The organism is Dyadobacter sp. HNCC25DJ184, from assembly GCF_056895215.1.
The window spans coordinates 38,335-64,479 of record NZ_JBXHAQ010000002.1 but is presented as its reverse complement, the minus strand read 5'-3'; the positions used below and the strand labels follow the sequence as shown (position 1 = coordinate 64,479).

General features: G+C 44.5%; 14 protein-coding genes. 5 read left to right on the top strand and 9 right to left on the bottom strand.

Translation table 11 applies throughout. The features are described 5' to 3' along the window. Window positions 1-249: 249 nt before the first annotated feature. The 6 genes from AC1XUD_RS03180 to AC1XUD_RS03155 form a co-directional block, all read right to left on the bottom strand. The gene (locus AC1XUD_RS03180) at window positions 250-753 is read right to left on the bottom strand and encodes a hypothetical protein (RefSeq protein WP_483359506.1); all 504 of its coding nucleotides are present in this window, start codon (window positions 751-753) and stop codon (window positions 250-252) included. 417 nt (window positions 754-1,170) lie between these two features. Further along, window positions 1,171-1,596: a DoxX family protein gene (locus AC1XUD_RS03175; protein ID WP_483359505.1), complete on the bottom strand. Its 426-nt coding sequence runs from the start codon at window positions 1,594-1,596 to the stop codon at window positions 1,171-1,173. Between the two features lie 59 nt (window positions 1,597-1,655). After that, window positions 1,656-2,987 carry an MFS transporter gene (locus AC1XUD_RS03170; RefSeq protein ID WP_483359504.1) on the bottom strand — a complete coding sequence of 444 codons (1,332 nt, stop codon included), beginning with the start codon at window positions 2,985-2,987 and terminating at the stop codon, window positions 1,656-1,658. A 142-nt stretch (window positions 2,988-3,129) separates the two neighbouring features. Continuing rightward, a complete protein-coding gene (locus AC1XUD_RS03165; RefSeq protein WP_483359503.1) occupies window positions 3,130-4,632 on the bottom strand; it encodes a YfcC family protein in 1,503 nt (500 codons plus the stop codon). A gap of 90 nt (window positions 4,633-4,722) precedes the next feature. Then, window positions 4,723-6,132 carry a tetratricopeptide repeat protein gene (locus AC1XUD_RS03160; RefSeq protein WP_483359502.1) on the bottom strand — a complete coding sequence of 470 codons (1,410 nt, stop codon included), beginning with the start codon at window positions 6,130-6,132 and terminating at the stop codon, window positions 4,723-4,725. 91 nt (window positions 6,133-6,223) lie between these two features. Next, a complete protein-coding gene (locus tag AC1XUD_RS03155; RefSeq protein WP_483359501.1) occupies window positions 6,224-7,090 on the bottom strand; it encodes an alpha/beta fold hydrolase in 867 nt (288 codons plus the stop codon). 302 nt (window positions 7,091-7,392) lie between these two features. Here AC1XUD_RS03155 and AC1XUD_RS03150 point away from each other — a divergent pair, with 302 nt between their 5' ends. The 3 genes from AC1XUD_RS03150 to AC1XUD_RS03140 all read left to right on the top strand — a co-directional run bounded on the left by AC1XUD_RS03150 (window position 7,393) and on the right by AC1XUD_RS03140 (window position 13,850). After that, the gene (locus AC1XUD_RS03150; protein ID WP_483359500.1) at window positions 7,393-9,282 is read left to right on the top strand and encodes a sensor histidine kinase; all 1,890 of its coding nucleotides are present in this window, start codon (window positions 7,393-7,395) and stop codon (window positions 9,280-9,282) included. A gap of 26 nt (window positions 9,283-9,308) precedes the next feature. Further along, on the top strand, window positions 9,309-11,264 hold the full coding sequence (locus tag AC1XUD_RS03145; protein WP_483359499.1) for a response regulator: 1,956 nt from the start codon (window positions 9,309-9,311) through the stop codon (window positions 11,262-11,264). A 156-nt stretch (window positions 11,265-11,420) separates the two neighbouring features. Beyond that, complete coding sequence (locus AC1XUD_RS03140; protein WP_483359498.1) at window positions 11,421-13,850, top strand: TonB-dependent receptor; 2,430 nt, start codon at window positions 11,421-11,423, stop codon at window positions 13,848-13,850. 284 nt (window positions 13,851-14,134) lie between these two features. Here the strand turns inward: AC1XUD_RS03140 and AC1XUD_RS03135 are convergent, their stop codons facing one another. Next, on the bottom strand, window positions 14,135-14,548 hold the full coding sequence (locus AC1XUD_RS03135; protein ID WP_483359497.1) for a glycosyl-4,4'-diaponeurosporenoate acyltransferase CrtO family protein: 414 nt from the start codon (window positions 14,546-14,548) through the stop codon (window positions 14,135-14,137). 160 nt (window positions 14,549-14,708) lie between these two features. After that, window positions 14,709-15,083 carry a winged helix-turn-helix transcriptional regulator gene (locus tag AC1XUD_RS03130; RefSeq protein ID WP_483359496.1) on the bottom strand — a complete coding sequence of 125 codons (375 nt, stop codon included), beginning with the start codon at window positions 15,081-15,083 and terminating at the stop codon, window positions 14,709-14,711. Window positions 15,084-15,463: 380 nt separating this feature from the next. Between AC1XUD_RS03130 and AC1XUD_RS03125 the strand changes: the two genes are divergently transcribed. Further along, window positions 15,464-16,570 (top strand): alkene reductase, encoded by a 1,107-nt coding sequence (locus AC1XUD_RS03125; protein ID WP_483359495.1) that lies wholly within the window; start codon window positions 15,464-15,466, stop codon window positions 16,568-16,570. A 94-nt stretch (window positions 16,571-16,664) separates the two neighbouring features. Here AC1XUD_RS03125 and AC1XUD_RS03120 read toward each other — a convergent pair whose 3' ends face one another. Beyond that, window positions 16,665-17,930 carry a TolB family protein gene (locus AC1XUD_RS03120; protein ID WP_483359494.1) on the bottom strand — a complete coding sequence of 422 codons (1,266 nt, stop codon included), beginning with the start codon at window positions 17,928-17,930 and terminating at the stop codon, window positions 16,665-16,667. A 407-nt stretch (window positions 17,931-18,337) separates the two neighbouring features. Between AC1XUD_RS03120 and AC1XUD_RS03115 the strand changes: the two genes are divergently transcribed. Next, window positions 18,338-26,128, top strand: coding sequence for a SpvB/TcaC N-terminal domain-containing protein (locus AC1XUD_RS03115; RefSeq protein WP_483359493.1), 7,791 nt, complete (start codon window positions 18,338-18,340; stop codon window positions 26,126-26,128). Window positions 26,129-26,145: the final 17 nt, after the last annotated feature.

The window sequence follows — 26,145 nt, the reverse complement described above, 5'->3', positions numbered from 1 at the left end:
CGAAAGTGAGGGGCGATTCGCTGATATTCCAACTTCCTGCCGAACCAAAATGTTTCTTAAGGTTGGCTTCATTAAAGATATTTAAATCGTTGAATTTCTGGACTAACAATGTCTCCGTCTCGGTGGGAAGGGTTGAAAACTTTGCTATCAGGTGACTGTTAATTGCTTTTGTAGGTTCATCCATCCAGTGTTTGAAGGCGATAAAGTTTGGCAGTATTCTAAAATAGTCATGTCGAAGTATGGAGACCTTCAAAGCATTGGAGCAAGCGTTTTGTTAAATCGAAAATGTTCAGTCAGGAGTTGTTTTTTCTTGTCGTTTAAGAAGCGTAGATACTCAGTTTTTAAATAAGTAATTTTTGCCTGCTCGTCGGAAAACCATGCATGAAACAATAGATCTGGCTCCTTTAAGGGATTGGCAGTGAAATCCTTCTCCAAAAATTCAAGCTGCTCTTCCCAAAAAGCAATCTCATTAATTTTTCCCAGATCTTCGTCCTTCAATCTCTGTTCAAAATTCACAATGGCTTTCTTCAGTAATTTTTCGTACTCGTTGAATTGTTCATCATTTAATATTTGCCTGAAAGTTGTTGATTCATAATCCCATTCTTCCCATTGAGAAAAGTGGTGTCTGTCGGATGGTAGATTCTTTACCTTCTCATAGCGGTAAATTTTCTCTGCCTGTTCAAAAGTCAGATCAAGATTTTGGTATTGATGCTGTATTGGCTTTATATTCCACTCGAGCTCCTCAGGCGTCATATTGATGATTTATATATTGATTTACGAATGTAAAAGGAGTCGTGCCCGCAAAAAATACCCGTGGCGTCCTCACGAATAACCACGGGTAATATCATTCTGATAAAGCAATTTTCCTTCTATAAATGCTTCCAAATCCAGGCGGTGATATTCGGCCATGAATAATTACAATCCTTTTAAAACCCAGTTACGGTCTGGATTTTATTTATAAATGTTTTAATAAAAGATGGAGATACATCGAACAAACTAATTGCCAATGAAGGTCGATTTAACGATATATTGACGCCAAGCCCATTTAAAAAAAGTTATCGGCGGACCGATGCTAAATTTGAGCCACACTTAGCATAGATCCGCCAATAATTACTTGAAGTTTTAGATAGTTCAGATATAGAGCGCGATACGATTGAAAAGCACATCTGACTAGTTCTTACCAAGTATTTTGTCTTCCGACGTCGTCCGTGTTTTCTCGGTACTTTTCAACGCCCACCATATCAATACCGGCTGAAAGAATAACCGTGCGAACCTTTTTTGGTCGGAATCAAGACCAAATGCGCTTCGTTTGTTGGTATACTGAGATATATTACCGGGAAAAACAGCAGTAAAAAAAGCAGCCGCAAGTTGTCCCACTGTTGCTCTGTACTTTTTAGGCGTAAGAATTAAAGCATTTCCCATCGCTATTTCAGCTATTCCTGATAACACAACAGTGTCGTCTTTTTTGAGGGGAACCCAGTCAGGTACTTGGGCCTGAAATTCTTTTCTCGCATATGTCAGATGGCCAATGCCAGCGAAAACCAACCCCGCTCCCAGCAGGATCCGCGCCGCGGTTTTTATATTTTCGTCTTTCATGATTTTTTAGTTTAAATAATGAATAACAAAAATTATTCCCGAGGGTATTAAAAGTCAGGCTATATGGCGAGTGCACCTTGATTTAATTCGGCTTGCTCCAACTCTTCAACCTGTATCAGATGTCTTTTCATATTCACCGTTTGAAGAATTAACAGAGCTACAACCGCGGGAATGGCGATAGCGAAAAGCGTAAAACTCCACCCAGCATAGGCACGGATCGGTCCGATTGCCGCGGAGCCTATTGTTTGAGCCAAGTTAAACGCGGCCATATAGAATGTAAACTGCATAGCGGAAATTCTTTTCCAGCAACCTTTCATCACCATGGCGAATATGGTAATAATTATAAAAGTATATAGAAATGCAAATAGCGCGATATAGCCTTCTACAAAATAGGGTATCTTCCACCAAACCTCTCCGAAGCCGATCAAACCAGTAAACAAGACCAGTAATACCAGATAAATACTCATCATTTTGCTCGTTCCAAACCGATCGACGAGATAGCCACCAACGATCATACCCAGAATCCCGCCGACAAAAGATGTGGTTGCATAAACGGAAGAGTATGCCTGGTTGGTCCAGCCAATTGCCTGAATCGTAAATATGGGTATGAGTGTCTTCATATATCCTAATGACATCATAATCAAGAAGTTGAGAGCTAGCAAGATGATGCTGTTTCGTAGTCTGAGAATGCGCAAAAGCGACTTGAAAATCTTTCTGAAGCTGTCCATTTGCAGTGTTGCGGCGTCGGGAGACACATGACCCCGAGTCCAGGGAAGAAGCTTTTCATCAGGACGTTCACGCAACAGCAAAGGCACTAGCATGATCAGTACGACGATAAGCGAGAGGGAAAAAATAGCTGTGAAGAATCCATATTGGTTAAGTAACCAGGTGCAAATAGCGAGCGATCCAGCCATACCTGCCACTTTCGCTCCCCACATCATGCCGTTGGCTTTGGCTTGTTCGTCAATAGGCACGATATCTATTGCCAGCGCGTCCGTTGAAATATCCTGAACAATGACAAAAAAGAATGAGCAAATGCCAAAAACAGTCAGCAGGAATAGATGGTCCAGCGGCTTTTCGATCAGCGACATAATGGCCAGACTGGCCGCGATCCCCATTTGTCCGAAGATGATCCATGGACGTCTGCGCCCCATCGCCAGAAAAGTAAAGCGCTCGATCATGGGAGCGGCCAGAATTTTAAACCCGAATGGCAAGAATATAATAGCTGTATAGCTGCTGACTTCCGCTGCTGTTTTGCCATTCATGGCCAACCATGCCGGAATAGCAAAAAGCATGATTCCCTCAGGAACGCCCTGCGCGACATAGAGCATGGCAAAGCTGAAATATCTCAGCAAACGACTTTCAGAAAGTGCAGGTAATGTTGTTGCCATCGGTTTTCATGTTTTGAAACGTGGAGGGATTTCTGATAAAGACCGGCATTCAGGACCACCATGACAATCCTCTTTTCGATGAACTGGTTGCTGATACGGAATGTTTCAGATACAAGAGTCTAAGTTATTGATAATCGGCAAATTATAAATATATACTTCCCACCAAATACAATGCGCATACTAAAAATAACACAATCAGCAGCGGCATGATAAAGCGGATCCAGACTTTCAGGCTTACGTTCACTAAAGCCAGTGAAGGCAATAACATGGCCGTGGGCGAAACGAAAAACATGAGATTCATGCCATATAGATATGCATTGACGATCTCACTTCCGGGAATATTGATCAACACAGCCAACGTGCCAATAATCGGCATCGTAAGTACTGCCATTCCTGATGTTGAAGTGATAAAAAGCGAGAAGAAAATAAAAAACGTGAGCAGAAGTAACAGGAATAGGGCAGGGTGCACGTGCGCAACCAGATTGCTCATGTAATATAAAATGGAATCACTGATATGCCCGTCATTCAAAACAATCGTGACGCCCCTCGCGACACCCACAATAAATGCCACCGAAAGTAAGCTTTCCGCCCCTTTTACAAATGAACTCACGAATACCCGCTCGTTGACCTTTGCGAGAAATCCGACGAGTATGGCGGCCCCAAAAAGCAAAGCAGATAGTTCGAGCGTCCACCATTGTAAAAACATGGTACCGCCGATCATCGCTAAAAACGCTGCCAGGAAGATCAGGAGAAGCAATTTGGTTTTCACTTCCAACTTTTCCGACGGATCCTGCTCTTTGATATGGATTTCATAAGGCGGCTTTACGATCCCATCTATTTGGTAAACCAAGGACGCGGAAGGATCTTTTTTTACTTTTTCAGCATATCGGAGCACATACCAGGTGAACAGAGCTGTAGTCAGTGCGAAGAGTATGAGACGTTCATAGATACCGTCTTTCCAGTTGATCCCGGCCGCATTGGAAGCAATAATGGTCGAAAATGGATTGGAAAATGCGGCTATACCGCCCACCGTATTTCCTCCAAAAATGACTGCAAACGGAACCAGCAAATCGTAACCCGCAGCCAAGAAAACCGGAACAAGGATCGGATAAAACATCAGTGCTTCTTCATCCATACCGTAGCTCGCTTTGCAGAATGAGAAGAGGAAAGTTAGCACTGCAATCAGGTATGGGCCTTTATCCCGCATGGCATGCGACAAGGAAGAGATTCCCTTTTCGATCGCTTTCGTTTCATTGAAAACAAAAACGAAACCGCCCATCACGAGGATAAACATAATGATATCAATGCTATCGTAAATCCCTTTGATGGGGGCCTGAATAATGGCGATAAAACCCTGCGGATTGCGGGCAAGTTCTCTATAGGTATTCGGGACGGAGACTGGTTTGAGTACTTCGCCGTTCAGAAATTTTCCAACCGGAATCCGCAGCCCGAGCCGGTTCAGTGTTTCCTGATTGAGTGGCAGAAGTGTATCACCGTTTGCCGTAGTCATGGAAAATGACTTTTTATCGGCCATCGAAAGTTTACTATATTGACCTGCCGGTACCAGCCAAGTGGCTGCCGCAGCCAGCACAATGACAACCATCAGGATCGTAAGCGGCTGCGGGAGGGTTTTCAAGTTAAACATTCGAAGAGTCTTACGTGGGTTATATTATTTTCGTGAGATACACTGGAATAGTTGCATTAAGCTATTGACCGTCAGGATGATGATTTTATTTTATTTAATGATCTGTTCGGCCAGTTCTAAGTAGCGTTCGTCATACAAAGCACCCGAAAGCCAATCCCTAACGATATATCTGAAAAATAGCATGGGAGGTTCATGCTTATCGATGGCAGCCTGGAAATAGCCAACAGCCAGATCCTTTTCACCGATCGAAGCCTTCACGATGCCCATATCGTAGTTGGCGACTACGCTCGTTTTGGCGAGAGAAACCATTTGGGTGAGAATATCCTCCGCACTTTCAATCTCTCCCGACAGTCCAAAAAGTACACCGCAAGCACTCAGTGTAATTCCGTTGTAATTCAACTCCAATGCTGTTTCAAGCGCTTCCTGGGCTGAAGAATAGTTTTTCAAAGTGATCATATTGAGACCCGAGATCATATGGCCGCCCCAAAAGTTAGAGTCTAATGTTACCAGTTTCTCACCTTGTTCAATGGCTTTGTCAAATTTTGCCGAAACCCAATATACGTAACCCGCGTAAAAATTGTTGATCAATGAAAACGGTTCGAGCGTCAGAGCCAGTGCAATTTCTTCTTCTGCATCGGAGTATCTACCCGTAAGTGCCATATATAGTGCATGTTGACCGTGCAGGTCGGCAGTGTTCCAGTTAAGTTCTAATGCTTTTTTGAAAGAGATCGCAGCGGCTGTGAAATCCCACTCATAAAGCATCTGCATCCGCGCCAGTGCAATGTAACTCTCTGCAATGCTGCTATCTAAAGCCAGTGAACGTTTAGTCGCTTCTTTCATCGGAGGCAGAGCTTCAGCGGCGGGCAGAAGTCTGTAAAACCACATGTTCAGATAGCAGGATGCGATTCCGGAATAGGCGATTGCATAAGCTGGGTCGATTGCTGCCGCATCCTCAAAATACCGGATCGCCTTTTGATATTCGTCATTCCGGCCAAACTTGTTATGATAAAATCTTCCTCGTAAATACAGCTGGTACGCTTCTTTATTTTGGGTATATCTTTTAAAGGTAACCAAAAGATCTTCACCGAGCAGTTCCAATTTGACAGCATTTAGAATGGCCTGAGCGATTTCATATTGTACATCAAAAATATCTTCCAGCGCCCTCTCATATTCTTCCGACCAAACTTCATGTCCTTCGTTGGCCGTCAGGAGTCTGGTGGTGATTAACAGCTTATCCTCAGTGCTTTGCAAGCTCCCTTCGAGGATATATGCAACATTGAGCTGCTCGCCGATCAGCCGCAAATCCTGATTTTTTCCTTTGAAAGAAAAAGAAGATGTACGCCCTGCTACCTGCAAATTCGGTACGCGGCTCAACACATTGATAATTTCTTCGCTAACACCATCACTGAAATATTCTTCTTCCGGGTCGCCGTTCACGTTTGAAAATGCTAAAACGGCAATTGATATCGGTCCGTTCGGACCTGGAGTTTCGTTTGTCATAACTGGTAAAAGATTCAGTTGGCTAATTTAACCGACCCACCGAACAAATGCTCATTATTTATCACTAATATTCTCCCATGCGTTAGATTCTCTACTCCAACTGCGCCATTCCTCTTTCTCTTTTATATGGTTTTTTAAAAAAGCTATCGACGACCAGATTAAAAGTTTCCTTATATTTTACAAGGGTTGAGTGTCCCGAATTTGGTAAAATCCAGAGGTATGACTTGGGCAAAGCTTCGGCAATTATTAAAGTATGTTGGGGTCTGATGACATCGTTATCTCCTCCAATCACTAGGGTAGGGCAGCTCACTTTTTTCAGGTCCGCGGTCTTAATATTGGGATTATAGATCATCAGTTCCAATAATTTACGCTGTGCTTTCACGGCGGGTTTTTGTTCTAACTTCGCCAGGCTGTCGTTCGCGGTTTTGATCCAGCCAACAAACATAGGTTCTATTGCTGATGAATCCGGCCAGATATTGGCACCGGTAATAGCCATTTTGCTGACTTTTTCAGGATGTCTGATCGCTAGCAAAAGTGCATCGATACCCCCATCGCTCCAACCGATCACGTAGGTTGAATCGATATGAAGATGGTCGAGGAAAGCGCTGAGGTCGTCAGCCATCATTTCATATGAGAGCGAGTCGGCAGTATCGATAGATTTTCCCTGTGCGCGGCTGTCCACCGCGATAACTTTGTAATTTTTGGAAAAATAGGGAATCTGATTATTGAAATTCTCGATAGAACCACCGTTGCCGTGAACAAGGAGAAGCGGCTTTCCGGTACCGTAAACTTCGTAGTACATTTTAAACCCTCGAATATCAGCGTATTTGCCCGCTTTTGCATTGCTGCCAAACACTGTTTTTCCAGCCGAGGCAACAGGTAAGTTTGACTGAGCAAAAGTTGGCTGTAACAGGGAAAGAAACACTGCTAAAACCGACACTATCATTACGCTTCTCATAACTTGCTTATTTATAGATTTTTGTCTAACGTAAGATAAATTAAAAGTGCTGATTTAGGGCTTTTTTTTGGTTTTATTTCAAACTGTCGCAGGAGCCAAAACTTTTGATTTTTGGTTCCAACGAGAATACCTTCGTGGAGATACTCGCCGATTTGACCAAAAATCAATGGCCATTGTCCGATAATCAAACAAACACCCGGGGAGGGATTTATAAATTTGATGACCTGGAAGTGTAAGTCAGATGGATATTTTACTTCCTGATCACTACTGTCCGTTATTGCCAATCAAGCAGCCAATATCCAGTGAAACCTGAATTATTCGAATTAAACGCAAGCTTTGTAGGATCATTTGCCGGATTCGTGCTGAGTATTGTGATAGGTATATACCTAGTTAGTCTTCCTCAGAAAAATCGTGAATCGAGGCTATTCATTAGCCAGATATCTCTGATGGGACTTTATTATGGAATTGCGTCAATGCACAATCTGACTATTGATCATGATTTGCTCGATCACACCGGATGGTTCCACACACTCATTCTGTGCGTTGTTTCAGTTTACGTCATGTGGTTTACTTACCAGTTTGGTGGCAATCCTTTCAGGACGGAAGGCAACATAGCCGTTCTGATTTTTTTTCTGATAACAGCGATTTGCTTTGTGATGTATTCGTTTGATATTGTCCTGGATGATGCCACTTTTGTCCCTCCGCTCGTGGCTTATATCTGGATCATCATCGTTTTCAGACGAAAAGCCAACTCTGAAAAGCTTTCACCAATTCCCTCGATCCGCAAAGTGAAGATGTTCCTTGCATTTCAATGGTGGGGTCTTTCCTGCTTTTTCTTCTGGCTGTTGGCGAATCTCGTTATATCGGGTCCCAGAATTGGTTTGTATTTGGATATAGAGTGGAACTACTATATCGTCCATCCGCTGCTGTTGTTCTCAACAATATATTCGGCAATCATCTTCCTTAATTACACTGAACAACCTACCTCATTTCAGGCCAAACTGGTGGGTTTTACCCTGGCTTCATTACTGATTTTCCTGGGTTTGACACCGATCATTCTTACCCGAATGGTGCAGCAATTACCAGGAAATGCCATTTTTGTGCAACAAATGGTGAAGGGATTTGTAATACTTATTCCGGTGACTACAGCGCTGGTCGTAGTTTTTCTGCCCATGTTTCTGCGTTATTCTCTGCTTGCGCCCCTCACGAATATACAGGCTGGATTTGAAGAGGTTCGTTCGGGCAATATGTCTGTTCAGCTAGCGGTGGATGTCAACGATGAAGTTGGGGCAATGACTAATCAATTCAATCAAATGAGTGCTTCGTTACTCCGTTACAGCCAAGAAATGGAAACGCTTGTTGCACTTCGAACAGAAGAGTTATCAGAATCTTTGGAAACATTGCGCAACACACAATCCCAATTGGTTCAGAAGGAAAAAATGGCTGGTCTCGGCGAGTTGGTTGCCGGTGTCGCTCATGAAATCCAGAATCCTTTAAACTTTGTCAACAACTTTGCAGAAGTATCGATTGAGCTGTCGCAAGAACTGGCTCAAAGTATTGAAAACGGGAAATATGAGCAAAGTAAACACCTCTCTACTAACCTGCGGGACAATATGCATTACATTGCTCAAAGCGGTCGACGGGCCTCCTCCATCGTTCGGAGTATGCTCGATCACAGCAGGTTCAGTACCGACGTGCGTCAGCAAACAGATCTCAATCAATTTGTAGAAATGTGCGTCCAAACAGCTTTTCAGGATTTTACGTTTAAGAATCCAACCTTTAATTGTAGGCTGCTTTTTGACTTGGATCCTGCGTTGCCAAAGATCGACATAGTATTGCAGGAGATTAACCGTGTTTTGCAAAATCTTTTTAATAATGCTTTTTATGCATTGCATCAAAAACAGTTTGATGAAAATGATTTGCCCACGCTGACGGTAAAGTCGACTATAAAAGATGGCAATGTCGAGCTGGTTGTGAAAGACAACGGAAATGGTATCGGGAGGGAGGATGTTGGCAAAATCTTCCACCCTTTTTTTACCACAAAGCCTGCTGGAGAAGGCACAGGCTTAGGCTTGAGCCTTAGTCATGAAATTATAGCTAAGTTATATGGCGGCAAGATGAGCGTCGAATCGGTACCTGATCAGTATACCGTGTTTAAGATATATCTGCCTGTAATTTCAACGGAGTCATGACTGATTGGAACGAACCGATTTCTAGGATGAGTGTTAAAATTCTCGTTGTGGACGACGAACCGATGCTGGAGCCGCTCATGCAGCAGCGATTCAGACGCCGGATTCAAAGTGGTGAGTACACTTTTCGCTTTGCGAGAGGCGGACGCGAAGCTATGGATATTATTCATCTCGGGCAGGAGGTAGACGTTCTTTTGCTTGATATCAATATGCCTGATATCGACGGCCTAACGCTCCTGGCGCAGCTTTCGGATCTGTTACCGCTGAGCAGGACTATTATGGTTTCGGCTTATGGTGATTTGCAAAATATCCGAACGGCGATGAATCGGGGAGCATTTGACTTTATTATGAAGCCTGTCAACTTTCAGGATCTGGAAGTAACGATCGACAAAACAGCCAGATACGTCGTCCAATTAAGGGAATCCCAGCGTTTGAAAGATCTTGCGGATTCCAAAGCCCGTTTTTTCGACAATATTACCCATCAGTTCAGGACGCCGCTGTCCTTGATTATAGCGCCCGTGGATAGTTTGCTCCAAAATTCTGCGCATGACACCGATACTATAAAAAGCCTCACCGTAGTTCGCCGAAATGCAGAGCAGCTTTTGAGGCTAACAGGTGAAATGTTGAACATTTCGAAACTGGAAACAGTAACTGAGTCGGTAACATCGACAGTAGGAGATCTGATTTATTTTGTGAAAGGCATCGTGGAAACTTTCAGACGGGAGGCAAGTGACAGCGCTATAGATTTGTCGTTTTCGTCAAACATTGCCTCATATTTAACGATTCTGGATAGAGATAGTCTGGAAAAAATCATACGAATTCTGGTGTCGAATGCGATCAGTTTTACTCCTGAAAAAGGCGCGGTTAATGTTAGCTTAGAATCAATGGAGGAAGTAGTAGAAATGATTTTTTCCAATACCGATATAGTGGCTAAAGAGCAGGAGCGATCCCCCGTTTTTGGGAGGGTTTACGAAGTAGATAATCAGTTGAAAAGAAACTCCAACCAATCGGAAATCGGCCTGGCATTTGCTTATGAGTTAACTCGTAGAATGGGTGGGGAGTTATCCGTGGACCATGAATCAGGACCAAAAACTACCTTCCGTTTGAAATTTCACTCGAAAATTATCGAGAATTACGCCCATATTGAATTGGAGGAACGTGAGACTGGCACGCCAAATGACGAACTCAAAGAAGGGGATTTGGGTCAATCACTTGTGCTTGTTATCGAGAGCAATATCGATTTGCTGGCATTTATTTCAGAATCGCTGGCAACTGACTATCGAGTCCTGCAAGCCGTAGATGGAAAAAAGGGACTAAAAATAGCACAACGAGAATTGCCTGACCTCATTATTTCCGACCTTGCCTTTTCCGGTCTGAATGGCTTTGATATTATTAGGCACCTCAAATCAGACTCTTCGACTGATCATATTCCGATTATGATCCTTACCGCGAAGTCTGATAAAGAAAGTCGTGTCGAAAGTTACTCCGCAGGAGCGGACGACTATCTGACAAAGCCGTTTAATCTCAATGAGCTTCGTTTGAGGATGCGAAACATCATCAGACATCAGGAAAGATTGCGTGAATTTCACCAAAAACACTTCTTTGAAAGAGCAGCGACTCAACTCCTGGTTAAGGCGTCCGATGGTGAGACAGACAATTTTTCGCAAAACCCTTTTTTGGTAAAACTGAAAGGTATCATCGAATCTCATTTGGACGAGCCTGGCTTTCGTACAGAATTGCTGGCAGAAGAAATGGCAATGAGCAGCCGAACGCTTATGCGTAAGCTGAATTCGGTTGCAGGTATCAGCCCCGGCCGGCTTATCCGTACTTACCGGCTTGACCGTGGTGGCGAACTGCTTCGGGCCGGTCATTCCGTTGGCGATGCTGCTTATGCCGTCGGGTTCGAAAATCCGTCGTATTTCGCGACCGCTTTCAAAGAACATTATCAACTTACCCCCACTCAATTTCTTCACAAAACAAAATGATGTTTTTTAAAATATTTCTGGCGGAATAGGCATGAGTTGAGTATCAAAATTGACCGGTTTTCAAAGATGATTGACAGAAAACCAAACGATGTTTTCAGGAGGTGCTGCGAACTTTGCATCTACTATCGAAAAAACATTTTAACTGTGTCAATTATTTTGAAATCACTGCTCTTTTATTCGCTGTTTTTTATTGTATATGTGCAGGTTTCTGTTGGTCAATCCATTAAGGGTCAGGCGCTTGATCCGGACCGTAAACCCGTCATGTTCGTTAATGTCTTACTGCTGTCAGAAAAAGACTCGTCTTTGGTAAAAGGTGCCGCTACTGATGAAAACGGTTATTTTGTTATTGAAAATGCGCCGTCGGGAAGATACCTTTTATTATGTTCCGGAGTTGGTTATAAACAGGTATATACAGATGTTTTTACCTGGCCTGATCAACAATTTTCCGGAATATTTGACACGCTGATTATGGAAACTGATTCCAAATTATTGAATGAAGTTTCGGTAGTGGCAGCGAAACCAATTTACGAACAACAGATAGATAAGCTGGTCGTCAATGTTGAAAAAATGATCAGTGCTGCCGGAGGAAGTGCGCTGGATGTACTTGAACGTTCGCCGGGTGTTGTGGTCAACCGTCAGAACGCCGCACTGTCGATGGCCGGCAAATCGGGTGTTGTGATTATGATTAATGGAAAAATCAATCGCTTGCCTATGGAGGCTGTAATGCAGATGCTGAGTGGCATGAATGCCGGTAACATCGAAAAAGTGGAGCTCATCACCAATCCTTCAGCAAAAAATGATGCCGAAGGCGATGCCGGTATTATCAATATCATTCTCAAAAAAGAATCAGACACTGGGCTGAACGGTTCATATAACCTCACCGCGGGATGGGGGCGTTATGAAAAGCTTAACGGCGGGTTGACCGTAAATTACCGAGGCAAAAAGCTAAACATATTCGGAGATTATTCGGCTATGCGGGTAAGGGAATGGCAGGAGCTAAAAACGTACAGTGATCTCGTTTCTGACGGTCAATTTACACAAAACAGAACGCTTAGAAATTCAGTAACGTTGCGCCCGTTTCACATGGCAAGGCTGGGATTTGAGTATACAATCACGAGCCGAACTTCAATCGGTGGTTTATTAAATGGCTTTTCAAACAAGATACAGAGTCGGACACAAGGCCATCAGAATATATACCGTGCGGTTGTTTTGGATGAACGTATTATGCTGCTTGACGAGGAGAAAAACTACTGGCAACATGGAATGGCAAATCTTAATTTTACGCATCGCTTCGACAAGAAACAGCAGCTGATACTTGATGCTGACTTTTTAAATTATTCGAACAGCAACCCGCATGAGTATACGTATGACTATCATTACCCGGATAACAATCAAGAAAGAAGCGAACTGGTTCAGAGTCGCAAGGAAACTCCGATCCGAATCTGGGTTTTAAAAGGCGACTATCATCGCGATCTTGGGGAGAAGTCGAAAATAGAGGCTGGTTTAAAAGCAACATGGATGGGTTTGCACAACGATGTGAGCGTTGTCAATTTTCTCGGTAATGGATGGGAAAAAGACACATCATTGAGTAGGGCTTATGATGCAGAGGATCAGATTATGGCTGGCTACCTGAACCTGAACCATGCCTTGAATCAATTTACTCGAGTTCAGGGTGGGCTTCGATACGAATATTCGCATACCCAAATTGGCTCTCCCGATACGCCACCCATTGTGAATCTGCGCTACGGAAACTTATTTCCCAGTCTGTTTATCACGCATGATTTTTCAAAAAATAACAGCGTTCAATTTTCATACAGTCGTCGAATTCAACGTCCTGGATATGATCTGCTCGCACCATGGGTAATGTTTTTCAACCCATACTCATTTGCCACTGGGAACCCGGCATTGCTCCCAACGATCAGCAATACGTTCCAAAGTAGCTACCGTTTTCAAAACAGCTATATATTGACAGCGAAATTCAGCCATGACCGCAATGCTTTGGATCGTTTTCACACCAGGCTGGATTCGGCTCTGAACCGGGCTTATATTACTCCACAGAATATTCGATCCTTGAGTACATTTACTCTATTTTTCTCATTTCCAATTGACATTTTCAAATGGTGGAAAGTGCAGACAAACCTGACGGGCACAGGTCAGCGGTTGATGACCAATTCTGAGGGCAATGAAATAAAACTGAATTTGGTCAATGCAAACATATATAATAGCCATTCTTTCTCGCTCCCATACGACTTTTCCGGTGAGCTCACAGCGATTTATTCTTCGAGTACCCTTTGGGGAACATCGCGGGTGAGGGCGCTTGGTTCTTTGAATTTGGGGCTTAAAAAGAAATTATCGGGCTCTCACGGGACAATTACCCTGAATATCAGCGACCTTTTGAGAACAACAGGGTTAAGGGTTAAAACAGATAATCTGGTAGCCGGTCAGGTCAGTGGTTGGTCTCAGCGATACGAACCGCGGGTAGTTCGACTCACATATTCCAGCTCATTCGGACGACGACAGGTGAAGGCAGCCAGTGAGCGTTCGACAGGTTCGGCCGAGGAGCGAAGCCGCGTATCGGGAAATTAACTTAGATGTGGCTTTTGACCTATATCTCGCAGCAAAACCGCCTGTTGATAAGGAATCAAACTGGGTGCCACCAAGATGCGAATGGAGACTTTGATTTATTAGCTTGTTCCTAAGGGTCGGAAAAGGAGTTTTTGAAAAACTGCGTAAGGCGGGGATAGGGAGGGAGTCAAGTACTGATTCGCTGCTTTCCTGTTCACTTCCTGTATGCAACCCACCTGCGGACGATCTCGACAATTTTATCCGTAACCAAATGAAAAAACGACATATACATGGTTTGTCGCTGGTCAGCGTTTACTCAACTTTATGGCTCGTTCCAGTCGCGGACGATTATAGCGTTGCAGTAAAATGGGATATAGATTTAGAAGTATATTCAGAACTAATAACCACATCGATTTGAGAATCCCAAATCTGAAAGCCACAAAAATATTGAAACCCAGAACGACAATAAAGATAATCAGATGCCCCAATTCAGATTTTTTGGTCTGATAATGCAGGTGCGCTAACGCTTTGGTATCCTTTGCTATTGCGTTCGATTTTTTATTCAGCTTCTCCCAGCCAGTCCATACCAATAATTTTCTGAAGAAATTGATACCAAAAGACTCATATATTTTACCTCTCCGTTCCCAAGCCTTATCGTTATAGTAAGGAGAAGAAAGCGGGCTTTTTAATGTTTCGGTAAAAATGAGCACGCATGCCATCAACAAAAAGTTGAGTGCCCATGCGAATGAAAAACCTTGCACACCAATATAGTAAACCAGCGCTGAGGTTAGGAAAATTGCACTTATTACAATTAAAATTAAACTTAAAATTTTCCGCATATAGTATTCCACAAGGTTTCCAAGATGACGTACAACGATGCTATGCCAATGTTTCCGACCCTTCAATAATCTTTTCCCTATGCTGTTTTCCCCATTTATGCATGGCAATAATGACCTCCGAAAGCGTGTCGCTATATGGGGTTAATGCATATTCAACTGTAATGGGTTTGGTGTCGCAGACTGTCCTGGTCACCAAACCATTCATTTCCAATTCCTGCAATTCCTTCGACAAAATTCGGGGTGAAATGGCTGCCTCACGCGATAACTCCCGAAATCTTCTCTTTCCATCCCGGAGGATTGAAATCAAAATCAGCTTCCATTTTCCTCCCACCACATCCAGTGTGTCCTGAATCGTCATTCTTGCTTTGGCACACTGATCGTTTTCGCCAGTAATGCATATATGTTGCTTTGCCATGGTATTGTTTTTGTAACTGGTATCCTTTGTGTAACAGATAACAAATGTATAACATAGCTGCCATAATTTTGTCTTGAAGCTTTCAAAAAAGAAGTTGTCGGTTTCATAACACTTGCCAAACAAGGATTTATAATAGGAGGCGTCTCGAAGGTTCAGATCCATCCTTGCCGGATTCGGCAAAACATGAGATAACCAACTTGCTATATGTCTGCAAGGGAACAGTTCTCGTCAACGGTACGATTCTTTTAAAGACGAGCATGCCCATGTTAATAATGGCAGTAATTAAAACTCCAGGTTCGTTTACCATAAACGAATATTACTGGATAAAACTTAATAATCTATTTGATATACCAATTATATATAATTTAAACAGCTTGAAAATGAACCTATTAAGTCAAATAACGCTAGGCAATAATGTACTTAAAAATAAAATGGCCATGGCCCCTATGACTCGTAGCAGAGCCACGGATGAAGGTGTTGTAGGTGACATGACGGTATTATATTATACGCAAAGGGTTAGTGCAGGACTGATTATTACGGAGGGGATCAATATCTCGGAGCAGGCGAAAGGTAGTCCTAATACACCCGGTATTTACACACAGGAGCAAGTGGAGGCATGGAAGAAAGTGACGCGTGCGGTTCACGAAAAGGGCGGTGTTATATATGCTCAACTATGGCACGCCGGTCGGGTAGGGCATACCTCCGTAAAAAAGGGTGAACTACCCGTTGCGCCTTCTGCCATCGCTATCCAAGGACAGCAACACTTCACCGGTAAAGGAATGGCAGACTATGAAACGCCAGAGGCTTTAAGTCTGGACGAAATCAAACAGGTAATTAAGGATTATAAACAGGCGGCTATCAATGCTCTGGAAGCTGGTTTTGATGGTGTGGAGCTTCACGCGGCGTTCGGCTATCTGCCGAATCAATTTCTGGCCGAGAGTTCAAATCACAGAAAAGATGACTATGGGGGCAATGTGGAAAACCGTAATCGTTTTGTTTTAGAGGTGATGAAGGAACTGGCTGAAGTGGTCGGTGATGGTAAAGCCGGGATTAAATTGTCGCCGGCAATTCCATATAACAATATTGTCCATGAAGATCCGGCAGCTCAATTCAAACCGCTGATTGAAGCATTGGATAAGATGCCGCTGGCTTATATACATTTCATGAACGCAGATTTTCCTGAGGAGAAATTCCCTCATTACCCAAAGAATATCCTGGAAACTTTTGGCAAACTCACCCACCACACTGTGATTGGTAATTTGGGATATAACAGAGAAACCGGAGAACAGGAGCTTGAAAAAGGTATTGCGAAGGTCATTTCATATGGTACACTATTTCTGGCCAACCCGGATCTTCCAAAACGTTTTGAATTAAACGCAGCGTTAAATAAGCCGGATAAAGCGACCATGTATGGAGGAGGTGCCCATGGATATACCGATTATCCTTTTTTGGAGGAAGAGACGCTCGCGGAAAGTGAAATGGATTGAGAGTATATCCGGAACAATTTGATGATGGGCTAGATGTCTGTCATCAATTGTTAAATGTGATATCTCAATTTTCCGCATTTGGGCAATCCTGATTTTAAAGAAATACACTGAAATATCCCCTCTTACCTTCCTGAGCACCCATAAATAGCAGTCTTTCATTTCCAAGCCAATGCGGGACATAGTCATCCGAAGGAATCAGGTTGGGCAATAATTCGATCCGTCGCGACTTTCCGGTTGCCAAATCCCGAATCCATAAACTGTATGTAAAGGCAGATGGATCGGTTCTGGTACTTAGAAAGGCAATTTTCTTCCCATCGGGTGAAAATGAAGGATTGGTGTCGATCCAGCCGGGTTGGGTTTCGAAAGACTTTATTTCTCCATTTCCCTCCGGGGAATATAACGAAACGGTCGCGCGCCAGTTTGCGTCTGTGTTACCTCCGCGCGCACTTGAAAGCGCAATATGTTTGCCATCGGGCGACCAGTCAATATCGGCCTGCCTTATATAGTTTGACTCTTTAACTGACAGGGATGGAGAAAGTGGAATTGCAGCACCGCCGGAAGTTGGTATTTTCCAAAGTCGGGATGATTCCCCGGAACTCGTATTAAACGCAAGCCATTTCCCGTCCGGCGACCAGGCTAGACCAAATATCGGTGCATCATTCTCAAGTGGGATAATTCGCCCTTGTCCGGATGCTATATCGAAAATGGTCAACTCGTGATTTATCTGTGAAAGATATGCGATTTGCAGCCCGTCCTCAGAAAATTTAGAGAGCCCTCCCGACTGACTTAATAATTTCGACGAAACAGGTCGTTCATATTGCATATCACCCATATACAGCGAGGTTACGCTGTTGCCGGGCCCGTTATCGACTGTTTCAAAATAGGTCGTTTTTCCGCCATCGGGTGTTACATCGCCGCCCTGCACATACACCGAAGTTCCAAATCCCGAATAGGAAAGTGATTGTGATAAGAAGCCTTTGGTCGCCATAACCGCGACGGAGTTTACCGGCGGCGCACCCTTGGCTTTGGACACGATCCGGGCAACCAACTGCTCTCCTTGTCCTGCCACTGGTATATCCATCGATTTGACGTCCGCACCAACCGTCTTATAGGTATGAAATGTCCCCATTTCTTCGTTAGTAATCTGAATTTCATATTCTTCTGCTTCTAGATCAGCAATATCCGGACAGGGAGTTGTAATGCAAACCAGCCGAATTCCCTCCCAACTCAGTTTATAGTTAGCATCGCTCACTGTAATTTGAAGACGAACAGGTCTGACACGTTTGGTTGGATCAATTGCTTCGTCCTTGCAGGAATTCAAAAGTGTCAGCGTGATCAAAAGAAGGAAAAAGCGTTGCATGATAAGGCAGTTAAAATGTCGCAGTAACTCATAGACGACAATCGGTTATAAAAGGTTGGAAAAGGATTGTATCTCCTTATCTCAATCGGTCGCCCCGAACTGCGATGGTTCCGCAAAGTAAATATTACGCCGAACTTCATCTAAACGTAAACCGAATGCTAAATTCATCTACCGAGTTGAAGCTAAAGTATTTATATTTATTCAATTCAATTTGTATTGAATATTAACCCACTTGAAGAGGTAAAAATTCAGGCCTCTTTCTTTTGAACGAAAGTAAAATACACGCGCGAAAAGTGCTGTCTGGATTTTGGAATTCACCCTTATAAGTGAAGTTCAAAATACGGGTGTGGCCTTTCCTTCGCGCTGAACTTTTGTATTCGCGTACTCCCGTTTTCAAAACTAAACCTATGGACAGCAGTTCTCAACACAGAAAAGAGACAGACGCAAATTCCAATGCAAGCCGATTCTTGAAAACAGATGGCGGCAAGACAAAATCTAACGCCATTGAGGTACCTTCCATTTCCCTGCCGAAAGGCGGCGGGGCGATTAGAGGTATTGATGAAAAGTTTTCGGTGAATTCGGTGAATGGTACGGCGTCATTTTCGATTCCATTACCAGAAGCAGGCGGGCGAGGTATCGCGCCTGGCCTTTCGCTATCATATAATTCCGGGTCTGGCAATGGCATTTTCGGATTGGGATGGACCTTGAGTTTGTCTTCGATTAAGCGTAAAACAGAAAAAAGTCTGCCCGAATATATAGATTCCATCGACTCCGATACCTTCCTGTTTTCTGAGGCGGAGGATCTTGTTCCTGAATTCCAGAAGGCGGAAGACGGAACATTTGCAGTTGATACCAATGGGGAATATATCATAAAAGAGAAATCATCTCTTGATAATCTGTTCACAATCAGGTTCTATCGTCCGAGAGTCGAGGGCTTGTTTGCACGAATAGAACGCTGGACAGCCAACACAGGAGACGAAATAAAATGGCGGGTGATCACGAAAGAGAATATCACCACGCTATTCGGTTGGTCGTCAGCTGCACGGATTTCAGATCCTGATAATCCGGCGAAAATATATACCTGGCTTCCCGAGTTCATATGCGATGATAAGGGCAATTGTTGCCGATATTTTTACAAACCGGATAGTATACACGGTTTTGATGAGGATCAAATCCATAACCGCAACCGGGTTAAAAACGGCGACCTAACCTATACCAACCTATATCCTGATAAAATATGCTACGGAAATAAGACCCCGTACAAAAATTTCGGAGACGCGTTTCCGGCCAGCACGGAATTTCTGTTTGAAACTGTTTTCGACTACGGCACGCTGAATGAAGGTGATGAAGTGGATCAAATCAACAATTGGGATTTCCGTCCGGACGCTTTTTCAGACTATAAACCGGGGTTCGAAATTCGGACGACGAGGCTTTGCAAAAGAGTTTTGCTTTTTCATCGTTTTGAAGAAAATGAATATAATGGTCTGGCGCGCTCGCTCAATTTTGGATATGATACTGCAACAGAGCAGGATTTCACTTATTTAAAATCAATTACTTCGTCTGGCCATATCAAACAAACAAACGGAAGTTATTCGTCCCAAAGCCTTCCGCCCTTTGAGTTTGAATATCAAAAACATGATTGGAACACGGAGGTGAAAACCATTTCAACAGACTCGCTGGTTCATGCGCCGGTCGGTTTGGATGAGTCTTCCTATCAATTCACGGACCTTTATAATGAAGGACTTGCGGGAATATTGTCCGAGCAAATGGGAGGGTGGTATTATAAGCATAACCTTGGAAATGGAGATTTTGAAAAAGCGAAACTGGTTTCGGAAAAACCATCATTTGTCGGCCTTGGAAGTCAATTGCAGCTCGTGGACCTGGACGCAGACGGCGGAAAACAGCTCGTAAGCTTGAATAGTGAACCGAAAGGTTTTTTTGAATTGGACGATGATAACGAGTGGCAACCTTACCGGAATTTTAAACAGTTGCCCAATATCAATTTCAGTGATCCATTCACCCGCATGATCGACCTCAACGGCGATGGAATGGCGGACTTGCTCATTGGTGAGGAGAATAATTTTACATGGTATGAGTCCAAAGGCCGTTCGGGATATAAAGAGGCACGAAAATCGGCTCAATCGTTTGATGAAGAAGCGGGTCCGCATCTGGTTTTTGTGGAGGCAAAGCAAAGCATTTTCCTTGCCGATATGTCAGGCGATGGACTTACGGATATAGTCAGGATTCGGAACGGGGAAGTTTGCTACTGGCCAAACCTTGGATATGGCAAATTTGGCAAGAAAGTGTCAATGGATCAGGCGCCATTCTTTGACTCCGAAGACATGTACAATCCTGGTTTGGTCAAACTGGCAGATATCGACGGCTCAGGAACGCCGGATATTATTTATCTGGGACATGATATTTTTAAGTGCTGGAAAAATCTGAGTGGCAACCGGTTTTCGGCCATACCGTTTGAGATACCTGCATTTCCGGAAGTCAATGCGGCGACGAAAGTCAGCTTGACCGACTTGCTGGGCAACGGCGTTTCCTGCATAGTCTGGTCCAGTCCTTTGCCGGGAGATATTGCTTCGCCGCTGAAATATATTGATCTGATGAACAGCAAGAAGCCGCATATCATGACATCTTACAAGAACAATATGGGCAAGGAGGTATCCATGGAATATATGGCTTCAACCAAATTCTATATTGAAGATAAACTGGCAGGGAAACCGTGGATCACAAAATTACACTTTCCTGTTCACTGCGTTTCCAAAACGGTTAATAAAGACAAAATTACAGGACACCAGTTTGCCACCGAATACAAATACCATCATGGCTATTTCGACCATCCGGAAAAGGAATTCAGAGGCTTTGGTATGGTGGAACAGATTGATTCAGAAACGTTTGAGCATTGGATCAAATCGGGCGCGACTAATATTACAGCGGAAGATCTTCATCAGCAACCTGTCATATCCAGGCAATGGGTGCATACGGGAGCTTTTTTACAAAAAGACAAGATACTGACGCAATTTGAGCATGAATATTGGTATGAAGAAATGCAACGGCAAGGCCTGGCTGTAACGCATTCCGAACATCCGCTGCCTGACGCGATACTGGTTGCCAGCGAAGGAATTCCAGGTTCGATCATTGAAAATTTAAGTCCTGATGAATGGCAGCAGGCCTTACGAGCGTGCAAGGGGATGGGATTACGGACGGAAACCTTTGCAAGGGACGCAGCGGGAAATGGAAACACACCCGAAGCCCGCAGAAAAGAATTGACACCTTTTAGTGTTGCCACCCACAACTGTGTCATCGAATTGCTTCAACCAAAAGGAAAGAACAAGCATGCCGTTTTCGTCGTGATGGAAAGTGAAGCTATTACGTATAGCTATGAGCGTGTGGTGGGCGATCCGCGGATCGCGCATTCGTTGAATATTAAACTGGACGCATATGGACAAGTTTTAGAGTCGGCCTCGGTCGTATATCCTCGAGTGAACGGGGACAATAATTTGCCTGTTGAAACGCAGGCTGCCCAGGACAGAGTCTGTATTTCATATACAAAAAATCGATTTACAGCCGATACATTAAATGACGATGTAACACACCCTGATCTTTTGCGATTACCAGCTCTGTGCGAAGTTCAAATTTTTGAGTTAAAAGGAGTTAATAAAGCCGGATCTTTTTATTCGCTTTCTGATTTCGAAGATATCCTGAGCAATACCAACTCGGATACTGCATTATACCATGAAAGAGATAAGGCTCTGAACGCAGGGAAGGTACAAAAGCGGCTTATTGAGCACACCAGGACGATTTTTTACAACGATAATCTGCTGGATCCGTTGCCGCTGGGCCAGCTTCACTCTTTGGCCTTGCCTTTCGAAAATTACCAGCTCGCATATACCCCCGAATTGCTGGAACATATATATACCGGAAGAGTCACGGACGACCTGATGGTTGAGGGAAAATTTGCTCATAATGAAGGAGATAGCAACTGGTGGATACGTTCGGGAAGTACACAGTATATCATTGCAGCTGAGACAGCCGCGGACGCAGAAAACAGGTTTTTTGTTCCAATATCTTTTACCGAACCATTTGGTGGAAAGACCAGTGTAAAATACGACAACACCTATCATCTTTTCATTACCGAAACGGAGGATGCGCTCGGCAATAAGTCAGTTCTGGAAACCTATAATTACAGAACGCTCTCTGTCAGGCGGATGAGGGATATTAACGCAAATATTTCAGAAGTTATTACGGATGAGTTGGGAATGGTAAAAGCGACCGCAATTTTCGGGAAAGGTAGCCAGGCCGACGATTTGACAGGATTGAACGAAACCACAAGTGCTGCCGAACTGGACTTGATTCACAACTTTTTTAATCCACCGGTTAATGCGCAAGGGGTATCCGATTCTTCCGCAATGAATGCTACTGGAGCCCAATTATTGCAAAATGCCACGACCCGTTTCCTTTACGACTTTAATGTATATCAGAGTTCGGGAAAGCCTGCAGTAGTAGGTTCAATTCTTCGTGAAACCCATACCGTAGATAAAAACGGCGACCCTAATCCGTCGAGTAAATTGCAGATGAGCTTTGAATATTCGTCGGGCGATGGACAGGTGGTGATGAAGAAAACGCAGGCAGAACCAGGGCTTGCAAAAAGGGTTAGGATTATGCCGGATGACGCCATTGAGATAAACGATATTGACACCACGCCATTCCTGCGCTGGATTGGTACTGGCAAAACGATCTTGAATAATAAGGGCAATCCGGTGAAGCGATATGAACCCTATTTCTCGGTTAATATCCTTTATGAAGATCAAAAAGAACTCGTTGAGACTGGCATGACTCCGCTCATGTACTACGATGCCCTCGGTAGGCTTGTCCGAACGGATATGCCCGACGGGAGTTTCTCAACAGTCGAGTTTGATAGTTGGAAACAGGTCTTGTCAGATGCCAATGACAACGTACTGGACAGTGATTGGTACAAAAGAAGAACCGACAATTCCCGGTCTGATTTCATCTCGGATATTAAAGAACAGCAGGCTGCTGCCCAAACTGCGTTACATGCCAAAACGCCCAGCCAGCTTCATTTTGATACCTTAGGCCGGCCGGTGCTCGCGATTGAACACAACAAGAATATTGCAACAAACGCAGACGAATTTTATAATACCAAAACAGATCTGGATATAGAGGGCAATATGCTTGCTGTAACCGATGCCCGCGGAAACAAAGTGATGCAGCATCACTTTGATATGTTGGGTAACAAGGTATATCAACTCGGTATGGATACGGGTCAGCGATGGTTGCTGGCCAATATTCTGGGCAATCCCCTGCGGACCTGGGACGAGCGCGGCCATGAGTTTTCATATGAGTATGATGTCTTGCATCGCCCAGTTCAAAGTACTGTTCGCGGTGGCGATGGACTGACGCCTCTTAACCATATTTTCGAACGGTTTATATATGGTGAAGGCTTGCTTACCGGCGTTCGCACGGATATCAATCGATTCAACGAGGCCGCATTGCAGGCTACCAATATTCTCGGTAAGGTGATTAATCATTTTGATACGGGTGGTGTAATAGAAACGCCAGCTTATGATTTCAAAGGACATGTTGTCTCTACGACGCGCAAATTGTTTCGGAAATATAAGGAAGTGGCCAACTGGACAGACGCCAATTTAGTCTCTGACCTTGAACCAGATGCAATTACATTTAGTGTGGAAATGGATGCGCTGAGCCGGATCACAAAACAAATAGCACCTGACTCGAGTATTCTGACACCTGTTTACAATGAGGCTGGCCTGCTTAACAGCGAATCAGTAGAGCATCTGAATCCGGGTCTTACGAAAACATATATAAAAGAAATTGATTATAACGAAAAGGGTCAGCGAAGCCGGATTTTGTATGATAATGAGGTGGTTACAAAATACGAATATGATAAGGAAACGCTGCGACTGAAACATTTGAAAAGCAGCAGAAAAGATAACAGCCTGCTGCAGGACTTACATTACACCTTCGATCCGGCCGGAAACATAACGCATATCGAAGACAAAAGCATACCGACCCGGTTTTTCAGTAATTTTCAGGTTCAACCAGCAAGCACATATACCTACGACGCGCTTTATCGATTGGTGGAAGCGACAGGCAGAGAAAACGGTACGGCGATAAATTTTGGTCAGTGTGATAACTGGAACGATCGCTTTTTTGTGCAATCCCTCAATCCGGGAGATCCGATGGCCATCAGAAACTATACTCAAAAGTATCAGTATGATGCAGTTGGTAATATCAAAGAGATGAAACATCTGGCAGCCAATGCGAACTGGACCAGAACTTACGAATACGAAAACACTAATAATCGGTTAGTCAATACCCATATAGGTGATAACGGCTCGCCTCAAAACTATACGAATTACTCCCATCATCCGCAACACGGCTTTTTAACCGAACTTCCGCATCTTGAAGAAATAGCATGGAATTTCAAGGACGAAGTAGTTTTGACGTCGAGGCAACGCTGTACTGATGATAATATACCGATCACGACCTATTACCAATATGATGGAACTGGTCAGCGAATCCGAAAGGTGACTGAGAATTTCTCGGCAACGAATAATCCGACAAAAAAGGAAGAACGAATCTATGTTTCAGGATACGAGATATTCAAAAAGCATACTGGAACAGCCGCTGGTTTGGAAAGGATATCGCTGAGCCTGATGGACAAAGGACATCGTTTTGTCATGATCGAAACACGAAATGACGTGGACGATGGAACTGACAAACGCGTAATTCGATATTCGTTATACAACCATGTCGGCTCGTCTGCACTTGAACTGGATTTGGTGGCCGATGTGATCAGCTATGAAGAATATCATCCATATGGTACCACAGCATATCAGGCGAAAAGCAGCGCCATCCGAGCCGCCGCCAAACGCTACCGATATACCGGTATGGAAAGAGACGACGAAACGGGATTGGAATACCACAGCGCACGCTATTATTTACCCTGGCTTGGAAGGTGGCTGAACCCCGACCCGATTGGCTTGGGCGATGGACTGAATTTATATTGCTATGCAAGATCAAATCCTGTTCGACTCAACGACACGAATGGGCATCTGAGTTGGGGGCAGGTTATCGGTATCGCCGCTGCGGTGGTGGTAGGAACTGTACTTACCGTCGCGACGGCCGGTTTGGCAGGACCTTTGGTCGGAGCTGCCGGGGCCGCTATAATAGGTGGTATCGTAGGTGGCGCTGCTGGAGGCGCCGTTGGCGAACTAGTGGAAGCCCGAATAGACAACAGGGAAGCCCACGTTGGAAGGGCAGCACTGATCGGAGGTATTGCCGGCGGATTATTTGCAGGAGCGGGAGCCGCCGCTGGCGCCGTGGCGAGGACTGCTGTTGGTAGGGCTTTTGTGAGCCGGGTTGCAACAAGTGCCGTGGGGCAGGCCGCTAGTGGAGTTGCGAGAAGAGTTGCTCAGTCAGTGGTTGGTAGAGGTGCTTCCAGAGCTGTAGCTGCCATCCGTGAACCAGCTGAACGTCTCGGGCAACGCATTGCTCAACGATTAGGAGTCGGCCCGGGCGCGCAGGCGGTAGAACGGGCCATCGCTACGGAAAGGAGCGTGGAGGCTGTAGCGGGTGTTACCAGAACAACCACGACCGCGGCCGAGGGACAAACCTTTACGCACTCAACCGCGGCAAGTCCGACGGGGGGAAACGTATTGAATCAGGTCATTCCGAATTCATCGGGAGCGCAAATAGAAGCGCAGGGAGCTTTGAGGGTGTCGCCCGGAGGACAAACCGGACAATGGGGTGAGGGCGCATATGCATGGCATGGCGAAGTAACGCCTACTTCCGGCGCCCAGACTTTCCAGTTTAGAGTGCCCCCCCAAACTGCCGTTCAGACAGTTAATATTCCCGGACGTCCATCGATTGTTAGGCTTGTGCCGCCGCCGGGTGAGTCCGTCGTTCCGATTCAAATTACCGGGTCCAACTTCCCGCCGGGGTCGTTGCAGACGGCGGGTGAGCAACTGCAGCAGTTTGGTATGCCGTTACCGGGCAGGTTGCCGTTCCGTTATCCTGGAGTCTCGCCGGATGTATCAGGAGTTACAGGTGATTTGGGCGGATCTACTTCGCTGTTCTTCATGCCCGCTCCGCCAACTACTGATCCCAGAACCGTGCCCACGCCAAGCGTCGGAGTTCAATTTTAAAATTCATAAAGCACAAT

Coding starts and splice junctions, on each gene's coding strand:
- AC1XUD_RS03180 (WP_483359506.1), bottom strand. CDS start 753: ATGACGCCTGAGGAGCTCGAGTGGAATATAAAGCCAATACAGCATCAA.
- AC1XUD_RS03175 (WP_483359505.1), bottom strand. CDS start 1,596: ATGAAAGACGAAAATATAAAAACCGCGGCGCGGATCCTGCTGGGAGCG.
- AC1XUD_RS03170 (WP_483359504.1), bottom strand. CDS start 2,987: ATGGCAACAACATTACCTGCACTTTCTGAAAGTCGTTTGCTGAGATAT.
- AC1XUD_RS03165 (WP_483359503.1), bottom strand. CDS start 4,632: ATGTTTAACTTGAAAACCCTCCCGCAGCCGCTTACGATCCTGATGGTT.
- AC1XUD_RS03160 (WP_483359502.1), bottom strand. CDS start 6,132: ATGACAAACGAAACTCCAGGTCCGAACGGACCGATATCAATTGCCGTT.
- AC1XUD_RS03155 (WP_483359501.1), bottom strand. CDS start 7,090: ATGAGAAGCGTAATGATAGTGTCGGTTTTAGCAGTGTTTCTTTCCCTG.
- AC1XUD_RS03145 (WP_483359499.1), top strand. CDS start 9,309: ATGAGTGTTAAAATTCTCGTTGTGGACGACGAACCGATGCTGGAGCCG.
- AC1XUD_RS03135 (WP_483359497.1), bottom strand. CDS start 14,548: ATGGCATGCGTGCTCATTTTTACCGAAACATTAAAAAGCCCGCTTTCT.
- AC1XUD_RS03130 (WP_483359496.1), bottom strand. CDS start 15,083: ATGGCAAAGCAACATATATGCATTACTGGCGAAAACGATCAGTGTGCC.
- AC1XUD_RS03125 (WP_483359495.1), top strand. CDS start 15,464: ATGAACCTATTAAGTCAAATAACGCTAGGCAATAATGTACTTAAAAAT.
- AC1XUD_RS03120 (WP_483359494.1), bottom strand. CDS start 17,930: ATGCAACGCTTTTTCCTTCTTTTGATCACGCTGACACTTTTGAATTCC.
- AC1XUD_RS03115 (WP_483359493.1), top strand. CDS start 18,338: ATGGACAGCAGTTCTCAACACAGAAAAGAGACAGACGCAAATTCCAAT.